Origin of the sequence: Ancylobacter mangrovi (assembly GCF_024752355.1) — a bacterium.
Lineage (GTDB): Bacteria > Pseudomonadota > Alphaproteobacteria > Rhizobiales > Xanthobacteraceae > Ancylobacter > Ancylobacter mangrovi.
Window position 1 is genome coordinate 652,214 of sequence record NZ_JANTHZ010000001.1, and the last position, 13,582, is coordinate 665,795.

At 68.8% G+C, this 13,582-nt stretch carries 12 protein-coding genes; 8 read left to right on the forward strand and 4 right to left on the reverse strand.

All coding sequences use genetic code 11. The annotated features are described in order from the left end of the window. Nucleotides 1-102: 102 nt before the first annotated feature. On the forward strand, nucleotides 103-612 hold the full coding sequence (locus NVS89_RS03100; RefSeq protein WP_258731018.1) for a flavin reductase family protein: 510 nt from the start codon (nucleotides 103-105) through the stop codon (nucleotides 610-612). Nucleotides 613-657: 45 nt separating this feature from the next. Here NVS89_RS03100 and cysN read toward each other — a convergent pair whose 3' ends face one another. From cysN to NVS89_RS03120, 4 genes are all read right to left on the reverse strand, one after another. Further along, nucleotides 658-2,553, reverse strand: a complete 1,896-nt coding sequence (gene cysN, locus NVS89_RS03105; RefSeq protein WP_258731019.1) for a sulfate adenylyltransferase subunit CysN — start codon at nucleotides 2,551-2,553, stop codon at nucleotides 658-660. Then, nucleotides 2,553-3,446 carry a sulfate adenylyltransferase subunit CysD gene (gene cysD / locus NVS89_RS03110; RefSeq protein WP_258731517.1) on the reverse strand — a complete coding sequence of 298 codons (894 nt, stop codon included), beginning with the start codon at nucleotides 3,444-3,446 and terminating at the stop codon, nucleotides 2,553-2,555. Before cysD ends, cysN begins: the two co-directional genes overlap by 1 nt. 54 nt (nucleotides 3,447-3,500) lie before the next feature. Continuing rightward, a complete protein-coding gene (cysQ, locus tag NVS89_RS03115; protein ID WP_374114523.1) occupies nucleotides 3,501-4,319 on the reverse strand; it encodes a 3'(2'),5'-bisphosphate nucleotidase CysQ in 819 nt (272 codons plus the stop codon). 150 nt (nucleotides 4,320-4,469) lie between these two features. Then, nucleotides 4,470-5,387 carry a CE1 family esterase gene (locus NVS89_RS03120; protein WP_258731020.1) on the reverse strand — a complete coding sequence of 306 codons (918 nt, stop codon included), beginning with the start codon at nucleotides 5,385-5,387 and terminating at the stop codon, nucleotides 4,470-4,472. Nucleotides 5,388-5,596: 209 nt separating this feature from the next. On the opposite strand from NVS89_RS03120, the gene NVS89_RS03125 reads away from it, so the two are divergent. The 7 genes from NVS89_RS03125 (at nucleotide 5,597) to NVS89_RS03155 (ending at nucleotide 13,572) form a co-directional block, all read left to right on the forward strand. Further along, nucleotides 5,597-6,247, forward strand: a complete 651-nt coding sequence (locus tag NVS89_RS03125; RefSeq protein ID WP_258731021.1) for a hypothetical protein — start codon at nucleotides 5,597-5,599, stop codon at nucleotides 6,245-6,247. 100 nt (nucleotides 6,248-6,347) lie between these two features. Further along, nucleotides 6,348-7,769: a hypothetical protein gene (locus NVS89_RS03130; RefSeq protein ID WP_258731022.1), complete on the forward strand. Its 1,422-nt coding sequence runs from the start codon at nucleotides 6,348-6,350 to the stop codon at nucleotides 7,767-7,769. Next, entirely contained in the window at nucleotides 7,769-8,671 is a 903-nt protein-coding gene (locus NVS89_RS03135; RefSeq protein ID WP_258731023.1) for a sulfotransferase family protein, read from the forward strand. Before NVS89_RS03130 ends, NVS89_RS03135 begins: the two co-directional genes overlap by 1 nt. Before the next feature lie 133 nt (nucleotides 8,672-8,804). Next, the gene (locus NVS89_RS03140) at nucleotides 8,805-9,749 is read left to right on the forward strand and encodes a sulfotransferase family protein (protein WP_258731024.1); all 945 of its coding nucleotides are present in this window, start codon (nucleotides 8,805-8,807) and stop codon (nucleotides 9,747-9,749) included. Then, nucleotides 9,749-11,137, forward strand: coding sequence for a hypothetical protein (locus NVS89_RS03145; RefSeq protein WP_258731025.1), 1,389 nt, complete (start codon nucleotides 9,749-9,751; stop codon nucleotides 11,135-11,137). The genes NVS89_RS03140 and NVS89_RS03145 overlap by 1 nt, the downstream gene beginning before the upstream one ends. Nucleotides 11,138-11,302: 165 nt before the next feature. Next, nucleotides 11,303-12,205: a sulfotransferase family protein gene (locus NVS89_RS03150; RefSeq protein ID WP_258731026.1), complete on the forward strand. Its 903-nt coding sequence runs from the start codon at nucleotides 11,303-11,305 to the stop codon at nucleotides 12,203-12,205. Beyond that, the gene (locus NVS89_RS03155) at nucleotides 12,205-13,572 is read left to right on the forward strand and encodes a hypothetical protein (protein ID WP_258731027.1); all 1,368 of its coding nucleotides are present in this window, start codon (nucleotides 12,205-12,207) and stop codon (nucleotides 13,570-13,572) included. Before NVS89_RS03150 ends, NVS89_RS03155 begins: the two co-directional genes overlap by 1 nt. The last annotated feature ends 10 nt before the right edge of the window (nucleotides 13,573-13,582 follow it).

The following is a 13,582-nucleotide window of genomic DNA, read 5'->3' on the forward strand; positions in this document are numbered from 1 at the left end:
ACGGCGCGCGGGCGAAAAGACGCCCGCGCCGGCTTGGCCTGTGCGGGCCGAGCTCTTATTGCTGGCTAGCTAATCGGCTTAATCAGATCGGATGGGGACAGGATGAGCACGAGCGAAACCGCGATCGACGCGAAGACCTTCTGGCGCACGCTGGGCGAACGCGCCACCGGCATGACGGTGGTCACCGCCCGCGGCACCGACGGCCCGGCCGGCTTCCTCGGCCTGTCCGCCGCGCACATCACCGCCGACCCGGCGACGATGCTGGTCTCGGTCGACGCCAAGACGAGCGCCCTGCCCGCCATCCTCGCCAGCCGCCATTTCGCGGTGAACTACCTGCCCGCGAGCGCCACCCATGTGGCGGACGCATTCTCCGGCAAGGCCGGCCTGTCCGGCGCCGACCGCTTCAAGGAATGCGAATGGGGCGAGATCGCCACCGGCGCGCCGACGCTCAAGGCGGCGCTCGGCGTGTTCGACTGCGTGGTGGAGGACGTGATCGAGCGCGGCAGCATCTCGATCATCATCGGCCGGGTGGCCGGCGCACATGCCGCCGGCGAAGGCGATCCGCTGGTGTTCTTCCGCGGCAAGACCTATGGCGGCCTGACCCCGCTGTGAGACGGCGCCGCCGGGCGACGGCAAAGCGCCGCCCGGCCGGAGCCGCTATTCCAGATAGCCGTTGGCGGTGAGGTAGGAGACGATCTCCTCGGCCATCTCCTCCGGCGTCGCGGTGCCGGCCTGGAGGTGGATCTCGGCGTGCTCGGGCGGCTCGTAGGGGCTGTCGATGCCGGTGAAGTTCTTGATCAGGCCCTCGCGGGCACGCTTGTAGAGCCCCTTGGGATCGCGCTCCTCGGCGACGGCGAGCGGCGTGTCGACGAAGATCTCGACGAACTCGCCATCCTCGAAGCTGTCGCGCGCCTGGCGCCGCTCGGCCCGGAAGGGCGAGATGAACGAGGTCAGCACGATGATGCCGGCATCGACGAACAGCTTCGACACCTCGATCACGCGGCGGATGTTCTCCACGCGGTCGGCCTCGGTAAAGCCGAGATCCTTGTTCAGCCCGTGGCGGACATTGTCGCCGTCGAGCATGTAGGTGTGACGCGTGAGCGCCTGCAGCTTCTTCTCGACGATGTTGGCGACCGTCGACTTGCCCGCGCCCGACAGGCCGGTGAACCACAGCACCACCGGCTTCTGGAACTTCATCGCCGCGCGCGAGGCCTTGTCGACCTCCAGCGCCTGCCAGTGGACGTTGGTCGCGCGCCTCAGCCCGAAGTCGATCATGCCGGCGCCGACGGTGAGGTTGCTCATCCGGTCGATGACGATGAAGGCGCCGGTCTGCGGCACCTGCGCGAACGGATCGAAGGCGACGGCATGCTGGGTGGCGAAGTTGACCACGCCCACCTCGTTCAGCCCGAGCTGCTTGGCCGCGAGCTTCTGGAACGAGTTGACGTCGACCTTGTGCTTGATCTCGGTCACGCTGGCGCTGACCGTGCGGGTGCCGATCTTGATCAGGTAGGAGCGGCCCGGCAGCAGGTGGTCGTCATGCATCCAGATCAGATGCGCGGCGAACTGGTCGGCGACCTCGGGGCGCGCCCCCGCCGCCGCGATGATGTCGCCGCGCGAGATGTCGACCTCGTCGTCGAGCGTGATGGTCACCGCCTCGCCCGCATCCGCCTTGGTGAGCAGGCCGTCCTGGGTGACGATCGACTTGACGGTCGAGGTGCGGCCGGAGCCGGCGACCACGATCGGGTCGCCCGGGCGGACCGAGCCGCTGACCACCGTGCCGGAGAAGCCGCGGAAGTCGAGATTGGGCCGGTTCACCCACTGCACCGGCATGCGGAAGGGGCGCGCCAGCGCGTCGTCCGCCACCGGCACGTTCTCGAGGTGCTCGACCAGCGTCGGGCCGGTGTACCAGGGAGTGCGCTCGCTGCGCTCCAGCATGTTGTCGCCGAAGCGCGCGGAGAGCGGCACCGGCACGAAGGTCTCGAAGCCGAGGTCCCTGGCGAACTCCACATAGTCCGCCACGATCTGGTCGAACACTTCCTGCGAGAAGTCGACCAGGTCGATCTTGTTCACCGCCAGCACCACGTGGCGGATGCCGAGCAGCGAGACGATGAAGGAGTGCCGGCGGGTCTGGGTGAGAATGCCCTGCCGCGCGTCGACCAGGATCACCGCGAGGTCGGAGTTGGAGGCCCCGGTCGCCATGTTGCGCGTGTACTGCTCGTGGCCGGGCGTGTCGGCGACGATGAACTTGCGCTTGTCGGTGGCGAAGAAGCGGTAGGCGACGTCGATGGTGATGCCCTGCTCGCGCTCGGCGGCGAGGCCGTCCACCAGCAGCGCGAAGTCGAGATCCTCGCCCACCGTGCCGTGCTTGCGGGAATCGTTCGACAGCGTGGCGAGCTGGTCCTCGAACAGCAGCTTGGTGTCGAACAGCAGACGCCCGATCAGCGTCGACTTGCCGTCGTCCACGCTGCCGCAGGTGAGGAAGCGCAGCAGGCTCTTGTTCTCGTGCGCGGCAAGATAGTCCGCGAAGGTGTCGATCTCGGCCGGGAGGCTCATCAGAAATATCCCTCGCGCTTCTTCTTCTCCATCGAGGCCGCCTCGTCATGGTCGATCAGGCGGCCGGCGCGCTCGGAGGTGCGCGCGATCAGCATCTCGCGGACGATCGCCTCCAGCGTGTCGGCGTCGCTGTCGATCGCGGCGGTGAGCGGATAGCAACCCAGCGTGCGGAAGCGCACCAGCCGCTCCTCCGGCGTCTCGCCCGGATGCAGCGGAATGCGGTCGTCGTCCACCATGATCATCTGCCCGTCGCGCCACACCACGGGGCGCTTGGCGGCGAAGTAGAGCGGCACGATCGGAATGTCCTCGGCCAGGATGTACTGCCAGATGTCGAGCTCGGTCCAGTTCGACAGCGGGAAGACGCGGATCGATTCACCCGGCTTCACCCGCGTATTGTAGAGGTTCCACAGCTCTGGGCGCTGGTTCTTGGGGTCCCAGGCATGGGTCTCGGTGCGGAAGGAGAAGATGCGCTCCTTGGCGCGGCTCTTCTCCTCGTCGCGGCGCGCCCCGCCGAAGGCGGCGTCGAAGCCGTGCAGCGTCAGCGCCTCCTTAAGCGCCTCGGTCTTCATCACGTTGGTATAGAAGGACGAGCCGTGGTCGAACGGGTTGATGCCCTGCGCGACGCCTTCCTGATTGGTGTGCACAATGAGCTCGAAGCCGAGCTTCTTCGCCATCTCGTTGCGGAACTCGATCATCTGCCGGAACTTCCACGTCGTGTCGATGTGCATCAACGGGAAGGGCGGCTTGGACGGATAGAACGCCTTCATCGCCAGATGCAGCATCACGGCGGAATCCTTGCCGATGGAATACAGCATCACCGGCTTTTTGAACTCGGCGGCCACCTCGCGGATGATGAAGATGGACTCCGCCTCCAGACGACGGAGATGGGTCATACGATCAGCCGACACGGGATACCTCTCTCACCGATCTTGAATGGACCGCGCTCTCTAAAGCGTAGCAGCGCTCGGCACCGGGGCAATCGCCGCCTCGATCAGCCGGCGGTCGCCGAAGGCCAGGAAATGCGGGTTTGCGAAGGGCGCGTCATGCGCCTGCTCGCGCTTGTTGTAGGTCAGGGGCCGGCCGTCGCAGGTGGTCACCAGCCCGCCGGCGGCGCGCAGCACCGCGTCGCCCGCCGCCGTGTCCCATTCCATGGTGCGGCCGAAGCGCGGATAGATGTCGGCCGCGCCCTCCGCCAGCAGGCAGAACTTCAGCGAGGAGCCGGCCGAGACGAAGGAAACCTGCGGAAAGCGCGCGAGCCAGGCGACGGTCTCCTGCGAGCCGTGCGAGCGGCTGCCCACCGCCTTCAGCGCCGGCGGCGCGTCGCGCACGTCGATCCGCGCCTCTTCCGCGAGTAGGCCGTCGACGACGCGCGCCTTGAACGCCCCTTCCGGACCGCCGGCATAGAGCACGCCGAGCGCGGGGGCGTAGACCACGCCCGCCACCGGCGCGCCGTCCTCGATCAGGGCGATATTGACCGTGAACTCGCCGTTGCGGGCAAGGAACTCCTTGGTGCCGTCGAGCGGGTCGACCAGGAAGAAGGTACGCCCCGTCGCCGGCATGCGCCCGGCCGCACATTCTTCCTCGGCGATCACCGGGATGTCCGGCGCCAGCGTCTTCAGCCCGGCCAGGATCACCGCCTCGGCGCGCTGATCGGCCGCGGTCACGGGCGAGGAATCCGCCTTGGTCTCGACGGCGAAATCCGTGGCGTAGACGCCAAGGATCACCCGCCCGGCCTCCAGCGCCAATTCTACAATTGGCTTGAGTATTTTTTCGTGGCCCAAGGTTGAATACCCGCCGTCGCGCTTCGCTGAAATCCTACTGGTCGAATTTCGATGTAATCCGGCCGGTCCTGCCCCGAAAACGGACTTCGATGCCCGCTCCGCCTCCGGCCGTTTCATAGCCGGGAGCCGAGTTTGTCACAATCCGTATCTGTGAAAAAAATCAATCATCATTTGCGTGGCGTCAATATCATGGCTGGTATTCCCAACCAGACGCTGTACAAATGGGCGCTGCGATACCGACCCGCCCGGCCAGGTATGGCCGCCGCCGTCGATCTCGTAGAAGCGGGTCGCCGCCGCCGGGCAGGCGAAATCGTGCTCCACCACGTGGGTGCCGTCGTTAGCGCGGTCGGGAAGCTTGCGCTGGCTTCCGGCGCCGCAGCCATTGATCTGCGCCCAGAAATCGACGGTCTTCGCACCGGACATCACCTGCCCGCCGGCGCCGCGCATCAGCCCGGCCCTCACCGCCCCGCCGGCGAAGGGCATGATCGGGTCGTTCGCGGAGAGGAAGAAGATCATCGGCACCGGCCGTGCCGGGTGACAACCCCCGGCGAGTGCGCTCGGCAAATTGGCGATGGCGATGCCGGCCGCGGTGACCGAACCGGCCGCCTCGCAGACGAGACGCTGCGCCATCATGCCGCCATTCGACGCGCCCGCGACGAAGACGCGGCCGGCATCGCCCCCTTCCTCGGCCGCGACCTTCCTGATCAGCGCAACGAGGAAGGCGACGTCGTCGCGGCTCGAGCGCGTGGTCTCGCGCCCGTCGTTCCACTGCGAGCCGCCGGAATCGGGGAAGACGGCGATGAAGCCCATCTTGTCGACATAGCGCGCGAAGCCGGTCTGACGGGCGATGCGCGAACCGTCGCCGCCCCCGCCATGCAGTACCATGAGGATCGGCTTCGGCCCGCCGCCGCGGGCGGGACGGTAGAGCGTGTAGGTGCGCTTCAGGCCGCCGACCGTCAGGCTGTCCGACTCGGGCGAGGCCGCGCCGGCGGGCGTGAGACAAAGCATGCAGGCGAGCAGCGCGAACAACAGAGACGGTGCGGAGCGGCACATTTGCTTTCTCCAGCGATGTCAATCCAATACCGCAATGCGGGACGACTGGCCCGTTACGTTAGGAAGCATCGGAAAATGGGCGGTATTTTGCCCGCCGCGCGTCCGTATCGACACCGCTGTGCGGCTGGACAAGGCTTGCCGCGCTCACTTACAGTCCGGGCACTGGTTGATGATCTTTCGTTCTCCTTTTCAGTCCAGGTCAGAAAAGAATGCTGGGGGACAGCGACAGTGCCGGCGAGCGATCGACCCGTCGCGCCCGACTGGATGATCTGGTGCGCCTTCGCGACCAGGTCGAGGCGGAAGGCTTCACGTTCAGCGAACAGCAGGGCTCGCCGCGCGACAGGCTGCGCGAGGGCATAGGCGAGCGCATGGGCGAGGGCGCCGACGGCGGCGACCTGCGCAAGATGCTGACCGCCCGGCAGGGGCCCGCCGCGCTCGGCACACGCTCGCGCTCGCATTCGGGCGGGCGCGACGCCGAGGGCAAGCGCATCATGATGAAGCGCTTGAAGGAGGTCCGCCAGAAGGACGAAAATGGCGAAGCCGTCGAGGACGATGCGCGGCGCATGTTCCCCCGCCTGCAGGAGGCGGAAGGGCCTTCCGGCGCCATGCCCGGCGGGACGGGCGCGGCCGGCGGCGAGAATGCGGGCCGCGGCGAGCGTCTGAGGCGCCTTTTGCAGGCGCGCCGGGCCGAGGCAGGCGAGGAGACGACAGAGGAGACCGGCGGACGCGGGGAGCGTCTCCGGCGGCTGATGGAGGCACGTCGGGCCAATGGGGGCGGCACGGCGGATGGCTCGAACGAAGGTCGCGGTGAACGCCTGAAGCTGCTGCTTCAGGTGCTCAGGGACAAGCGGGACGCATAACGTCCACCGCCCTTCGGGTTCGCAGGTGCTCCCGCCAGCGCGCGCCGCGCGAGCGTTCGCTTGAACAGCACGTCGAGGGATGATGCCCGAGGACAAGGTCATGCCAGTTCGTGCCGTCGCCGAACCGACCGTCGGGAAGCTCCGCGCCGAGGACTTCTCGGAACTCGAGATCCCGTATCTGAACCCCTCGATCCGCACCAGCCAGTCCATGGCCTGGTTCGCCGACCGGGTGATCCTCGGCACCGGCCGCTCGCCGCTGGGCTTCCTCGGCCGCTTCACCGGCCAGGAGAGCCCGCGCCGCGGCGCCCATACCAGCACCGGCGGCAGCGACCAGGACGGCGCGCAGATCCTCTCCTTCGACCCGGTGAGCGAGGTCTGGACCAAGATCTATGACAGCCCGGTCCTGCCCGGGAAGGACGGCACGCCGCGGGCACGCGACCGCTCGATCCGCGCCTCCCTCGTCTGCCAGACGCTCGCCGACGACGCGCCGACGCTCTATCTCGGCGCCGGCTCGCTGGAGGCGCAGGTGACCTTCCTGCGCAGCGAGGACGGCCAGACCATCGAGGAATGCGGCGGGGCGGGCTTCAACCTCGACGCGGACGTGCCCTCCGCCCGCGCCATGGCCTGCCTGCACGGGCGCCTGTTCTGCACGCCCACCGGCCGCAATTACGGCCGCGGCATGTATGACGACAACATCACCGACTTCCCGATCGTGTTCACCGCCACCGACCCGCGTAGCGGCAACTGGGTGGCGGCGAGCGAGCCTGGCTTCGGCGAGGCGGAGAACCTGTCCATCAACGAACTCGCCGTGTTCGAGGACCACCTCTACGCGGCGACGCTGAACCCGCGCTTCGGCTTCCAGCTCTGGAAGACCGACGCGCGCGGCGAGCCGCCGTTCAAATGGTACAAGATCATCGACCGCGGCGCGTGGCTCGGCTCGACCAACTCGATCCCGGCGGCGGTGAAGGTGTTCAAGGGCGCGCTCTACGTCACCGCCACGGTGCAACGCCAGGGCCGCTCCAGCCTCGACAATTACGGCCCCTTCCCGGCGGAGATGATCCGCGTCTACGCCAATGACGACTGGGACCTCGTCAGCGGCACGGCGCGCTTCACCCCCAACGGCGTGAAGCGGCCGGTCAGCGGGCTCACCGGCGGCTTCGGCGACCGCTACACCCACGCCTTCTGGCGCACCGCCATCCATGACGGCGACCTCGTCGTCGGCACGGCGGGCTGGCGCTGGATGCCGACCTATCTGCGCAACCGCGACGAGCTCTCCGACGCGCAGTACAGAAGGCTGTGCGAGGACGCGGACAAGTACCGCGCCGGGGAGTTCAAGCTCTGGCGCTCGCCGGACGGGGAGACGTGGGAGCTCATCACCGAGCACGGCTTCCCCGGCAGCAGCCCGAACAATTACGGCGTGCGCGAATTGCTGCCCACGCCGCACGGCCTGTTCGTCGCCCCCACCGCCATGGTCGGCGCCGTGGGCGGGGGCGGGCTCGAGCTGTGGTGGGGGCGCAAGTGATGGTCGAGCCGCTCTTCATCCTCGCCCCGCCGCGCTCCTTCACCTCGATCTCCTGCGGCATGATCGGCTGCCACCCGCAGCTCTTCGGCCTCGCCGAGGTGAACCTCTTCGCCGTCGATACGGTGGCCGAGCTGATCGACATGCACCGCACCCGCCGGCGGCTGCAGAACGGCATCCTGCGCAGCCTCGCCGAGCTCGCCTTCGGCGAGCAGACCGAGACCACCTGCGAGGCGGCGCGCCGCTGGCTCAACGACAACCAGGACATGACGACGGCGGAGCTGTTCCGCACCATGCAGGACTGGGCGGACGGGCGCGGCCTTGTCGACAAGAGCCCACTGCACGTCTACGCGCCCGAGGCGCTGGCGCGCATCGCCGGCAACTTCCCGCAGGCGCGCTTCCTGCACCTCACCCGCCATCCGGGCGACACGGTGAAGTCGATCCTCCAGCTCAAGACCGAGATGCGCGAGAAGGCGCTCGCCAAGTTCCCGGCGCTCGCCGGGCGCGAGGAGCAGGTCGACCCGAAATCGCCGGAGACGATGTGGCTGCAGCCCCATCTCGACATCATGGAGATGCTGGAGACCATCCCGCCGGAGCGCAAGATGCGGCTGCGCGGCGAGGACTTCCTCTCCGACCCGCGCAACTACCTGACCCAGATCGCCGGATGGCTCGGCATCCGCACCGACGACGAGGCCATCGACGCGATGATGCATCCCGAGGCCTCGCCGTTCGCCTGCCTCGGCCCGGCCAATGCGCGCTACGGCAACGATCCCGGCTTCATGGAGAACCCGGCGCTGCGGCCCTACAGCTGGAAGGCGCGCCCGCTGGAATGGGTGAAGCCGGACGGCGAGGCGGTCGAGCTGAGCGAAACCGTGTCGTCCTACGGCATGATACTTGGATACTAGATGGGAACGGCCCGCGGGGCGGTGCGCGGCACCGCTCGCGCGATGAGGTGGCGGCGGACCGTGTGGGCGGTCGCGCGGGGCCGGCGGTTCCCAAGGGTCCGCGCGGCCCTATGGATGCGAGGGGGCGAAGGCGATGCTTGAGACGGCGACCATGGCCGAGACGGCGGCCGAGCGCGGGGGCGGCTATCCCGAGCCGCTGTTCATCCTCGCGCCGCCGCGCTCCTTCACCTCCATCGTCTGCGGCATCCTCGGCCAGCATCCCCAGTGCTACGGCCTGCCGGAGCTGAACCTGTTCCTCGGCGACACGCTGGGCGAAGTGTGGGGCGGCTTCGCCGGCTTCATGAAGTCGTTCGGCCGCGACGGGTTGCTGCGCACCTTCGCCCAGCTCCATGACGGCGCGCAGAACGAGGACACCATCGCCCGCGCACAGCAATGGATCATCAGCCGCAGCGACTGGCCGATCCGCAAGGTGTTCGACCACATACAGGAGCAGGTCGGCCCGAAGATCCTGGTGGAGAAGAGCCCGAGCACGCTGTTCCGGGCCGAATTCCTCGAGCGGGCGCTGCGGACCTTTCCCGAGGCCAACTATCTCCACCTGATCCGCCACCCGCGCGGCACTGCCGCCAGCGTGCTGAGCCTGCGCGCGGCGCATGAGGAGATCGCCCGCGTCGCCAACGTGCCCATGCTCGACCCCGAGCGGGTCTGGCGCATCAGCCACGAGCTGTCGGTCACGCTCACCGAGCCACTTCCGGTCGGCCAGAGCATGCGGCTGAAGGGCGAGGCGCTGCTCTCCCATCTCGACGTCTACCTGCCGCAGATCTGCGAATGGCTCGGCATCCGCTCCGACGCGGAGGCGATCGAGGCGATGATGCACCCGGAAAACTCGCCCTATGCCTGCGAGGGGCCGCCCAACGCGCCGCGCGGCAACGATCCCAACTTCCTCGAGAATCCGACCATCGATCCCGAGCGCCTGGCGCGCATCAAGGAACCCTCGCTTGTGGGCGAACTGAGCTGGCGCCCCGGCGAGAATTTCGACCCGCGCACCGTCAAGCTCGCCCGTCAACTCGGCTATTCCTGATGTCCAAGATCATCACTGAGGACCGCTTCCGCGTCATCGCCAGCGAGGGACTGGGGCGGGTGTCGAACGCCACCGCGCACTCCATGGCCTGGTTCCGCGGCCAGCTCTATATCGGCACGAGCTGCGGCAATGTCAGCGGCTCGGCCGACACGCCGCGCATCATGCGCTTCCACGCAGACAGCGGCGAATGGGAGACGGTGTACGAATCCCCTCTGGTGCCGGTCAACAAGCGCTCGCACGCGCCCGACCGGCAGCTCGTCAAGCACGTCAAGGGCATCGACCTCGACCGCTACCAGCAGCGGCGCGGCGTCTCCACCGACGTGATCCCGCGCGACGCCGGCTTCCGCTCCATGTGCCTGTTCCAGGGCAGGTCGGACCCCGAGCCGGCGCTCTACGTCTCCTCCATGTCGCGCTATGGCGGGCAGATCCTGCGCACGCTCGACGGGGAGAGCTTCGAGCCGGTGGGCGAGCCCGGGCTCGGCAATCCCGACATCTATTCGTTCCGCGGCCTGACCGTGCTCGGCGACAGGCTGTTCACCTCGCCGGCGGGCACCACCACCGACGAATGGCTCGACCGCAACCTTGCCCCGGAGATGCGGGTCTACGTCACCGACGACCCGGTGAAGGGCACCTGGGAGATCGCCTCCGAGGAAGGCTTCGGCGACCCCGCCAACATGGCGATCTACGCGCTGTGCACCGCCCACGGCATGGTCTATGGCGGCACCGCCAACCCCGAGCGCGGCATGCAGATCTGGCGCACCCGGGCCGAGGGCAAGCCGCCCTTCGTCTGGGAGCCGGTGGTGATGGACGGCGCCGGCGCCTTCAACCACAACCTCGCCGTCTCGGCGATGTGCGAGTTCAAGGGCGACCTCTATATCGGGGGCGGCATCACCGGGCTCGGCTACGACACGGTGCACGACATCGGCCCGGCCTCTGCCGAGGTGATCCGCATCCATCCCGACAAGAGCTGGGACCTGATCGCCGGGCGCATGCGCTTTACGCCGGACGGGCTCAAGGTGCCGCTGTCGCTGCTGGGGCCGGGGCTGGGCGACTTCTACAATTCGGTCGTCTGGGCACTCGGCGTGCATGACGGGGCGATCTATCTCGGCACCCACCAGTGGGAATCCTTCCGCTCGATCGAGATCGACGCGCCGGAGATCGTCGGCGGCTACCAGCTCTGGGCCAGCGAGGACGGCGAGAACTGGGAGCTCGTCATCGACGACGGCCACGGCAACCCGGCCGAGCTCGGCATCCGCACGCTGGCCTCGACCCCGCTCGGCCTGTTCGTCGGCACGCACAACCACAAGCGGCTGCTGCAGATGATCGGCCGGCGCAAGCAGGCGAAGATGGACTTCAACGGCGGCTTCGAGGTGCTGCTCGGCAAGTGAGCACACCGCTGCGCCGGCGGCATCGCCGCGGCCGGATTCGGCGCCGTCGGTGTTGCGGTGGCCGTTGCGGCAGCGGCACGCTGGTGTAGGGTGCCGCACGGGGCGGGCGCGCCCACGCTGGTCTTGAATGAGGCGCGCTGCGGGCGCGCCAGTCTGGGAGCGTCGATGCCGCAGCCATTGTTCATTCTCTGCCCGCCGCGCTCCTATTCCTCCATCGTCTGCGCGATGCTCGGCCAGCACCCCCAGTGCTACGGCCTGCCGGAGCTCAACCTGTTCCTCGGCGATACGCTCGGCGAGATCTGGTACGGCACCGTGTTCATGCGCTCCTTCGGCAAGCACGGGCTGCTGCGCACGCTCGCCGAGCTGCATGACGGCGAGCAGACCGAGGACAGCGTCATCCGCGCCCAGAGCTGGATCGAGACAAGGCTGAACTGGCCGATCGCCAAGGTGTTCGCCCATATCCAGGAATGCGTGGGCGAGCGCATCCTGATCGACAAGAGCCCGAGCACGCTGTTCCGCCAGGAGGCGCTGGCGCGGGTGATGCTGAACTTCCCCGACGCCAGCCTGCTGCACCTCACCCGCCACCCGCGCGGCACCTCGGAATCGGTGATCGCACTGCGCGAGGGGCATGAGGGGCTGAAGTCGCTCAACCAGGTGCTGAACGACAGCGACCGCAGCGACCCCGAGCGCATGTGGCGGCTCAGCCACGAGCTGGTGCTGGCCATGACCACCGGCCTGCCGCTCGGCCGCTACATGCGGCTGAAGGGCGAATGGCTGATGGCCAACCTTGCCGTCTACCTGCCGCAGATCTGCGACTGGCTCGACATACGCTCCGACGCGGACGCCATCCAGGCGATGATGCACCCCGAGACCTCGCCCTATGCCTGCCCGGGCCCGGCCAACGCGCCGCGCGGCAACGACCCGAACTTCCTCGAAAATCCCCGCCTCGACCCGGAGCGCCTCGCGCGGCTGAAGGAGCCGAGGCTCGAGGGCGAGCTGTCATGGAACCCCGGCGCGCATTTCGACCCGCGCACCGTCGGTCTCGCAAAGAGGCTCGGCTACGCGTGATGTCCCGCCTGCTCGATTCGACGTGCTTCATCCGCGCCGCGCGCGGCGGCCTAGGCCGGCCCGACGCGGCCGGCGCGCAGGCGATGGCCGTGTTCGGCGGCGCGCTCTATGTCGGCACCGGCGCCCTCGCCGCCGGCGTCACGCCGCCCCCGGCGCGGCTGTTGCGCTTTGCCGGCGAAACGTGGCGGACCGTGCTGGAATCCCCCACCTCCGGCATGGCGGAGGAGCCGGCGGTCGACCTCAGGCTCGCCCCCGACCTGCTGGAGGCGCTGCACGCGCGCGAAGGCGGGGCGACGAGCTGCCCGGACGATGCCGGTTACGTGTCGCTCGCCGTATTCCAGGCGCCGGGCGAGAGCGCGCCCGCGCTTTATGTCGGCACCGCCTCACCCGCCGGCGGACGGGTGCTGCGCTCCGCCGACGGGGAGAGTTTCGAGCCGGCTTCGGAACCCGGTTTCGACCTGCCCGCCTATGCGGTGACGGCTCTGTGCGTGCATGACGGGCGGCTGTTCGCGGTCACGCGCGGCGCGCTCGACGGGCCGCTGGTGGATCTCGACGCCTCGGCCCTGCCGGTGGTGCATATGTGCCTCGACCCGCAGGCCGGGAGCTGGGACGAAGCCTCGCTGCCGGGCTTCGGCGACGAGGACAACATCGCCGTCACCGCCCTCGCCTCCTTCGACGGCTGGCTCTATGCCGGCACCGCGAACCCCGAGCGCGGCTTCCAGCTCTGGCGCACGCGCGCGCAGGGGGAGGCGCCGTTCGACTGGGAGCCGGTGATCGAGGACGGCGCCTACGCCTTCACCGCCAACCATGCCGTCGCCGCGCTCGCCGTGTTCGGCGGCGCGCTCTATCTCGGCACCGCCACGCGCGCGCTCGGCTATGAGGAGGAGCCCGCGCTCGGCACCGACGCGGCCGAGCTGATCCGCCTCGACGCGGACGGCTCGTGGGACCTGATCGCCGGCCAGCCGCGCTTCACCCCGCTCGGGATCCGGGCGCCGCTCGCCATGATGGGCGCCGGCTTCGACGACCGCTACAACGCCGCCTTCGAGAGCCTGTGCGCGCATGACGGCGCGCTCTATCTCGGCACCCGGCACTGGGGCGCCTTCGCCGCGCTGGCGCAGGAGGCGGGCCCGGTCGTCGGCGGCTACCAACTCTGGGCGAGTGCGGACGGGCTCGACTGGGAGCTGGTGCTGGAGGACGGCGCCGGCAATCCTGCCGAGGTCGCCCTCGCCAGCCTCGCCTCGACGCCCGAGGGGCTGTTCGCCGGCTCGGCCAATGTCGAGCCGCTGCTGAGCCTCGCCGCGGCGCTGCGCGAGCGCGACGATTCCATCGCCCCGCGCGCCGGCTTCGAAATACTGCGCGGGCGCTGATCCGCGCAGC

Excerpts from the sequence above, each read along its gene's own strand:
- NVS89_RS03100 (WP_258731018.1), top strand. The coding sequence starts at position 103 with ATGAGCACGAGCGAAACCGCGATCGACGCGAAGACCTTCTGGCGCACG.
- cysN (WP_258731019.1), bottom strand. The coding sequence starts at position 2,553 with ATGAGCCTCCCGGCCGAGATCGACACCTTCGCGGACTATCTTGCCGCG.
- cysD (WP_258731517.1), bottom strand. The coding sequence starts at position 3,446 with ATGACCCATCTCCGTCGTCTGGAGGCGGAGTCCATCTTCATCATCCGC.
- NVS89_RS03120 (WP_258731020.1), bottom strand. The coding sequence starts at position 5,387 with ATGTGCCGCTCCGCACCGTCTCTGTTGTTCGCGCTGCTCGCCTGCATG.
- NVS89_RS03125 (WP_258731021.1), top strand. The coding sequence starts at position 5,597 with ATGCTGGGGGACAGCGACAGTGCCGGCGAGCGATCGACCCGTCGCGCC.
- NVS89_RS03130 (WP_258731022.1), top strand. The coding sequence starts at position 6,348 with ATGCCAGTTCGTGCCGTCGCCGAACCGACCGTCGGGAAGCTCCGCGCC.
- NVS89_RS03135 (WP_258731023.1), top strand. The coding sequence starts at position 7,769 with ATGGTCGAGCCGCTCTTCATCCTCGCCCCGCCGCGCTCCTTCACCTCG.
- NVS89_RS03140 (WP_258731024.1), top strand. The coding sequence starts at position 8,805 with ATGCTTGAGACGGCGACCATGGCCGAGACGGCGGCCGAGCGCGGGGGC.
- NVS89_RS03145 (WP_258731025.1), top strand. The coding sequence starts at position 9,749 with ATGTCCAAGATCATCACTGAGGACCGCTTCCGCGTCATCGCCAGCGAG.
- NVS89_RS03150 (WP_258731026.1), top strand. The coding sequence starts at position 11,303 with ATGCCGCAGCCATTGTTCATTCTCTGCCCGCCGCGCTCCTATTCCTCC.
- NVS89_RS03155 (WP_258731027.1), top strand. The coding sequence starts at position 12,205 with ATGTCCCGCCTGCTCGATTCGACGTGCTTCATCCGCGCCGCGCGCGGC.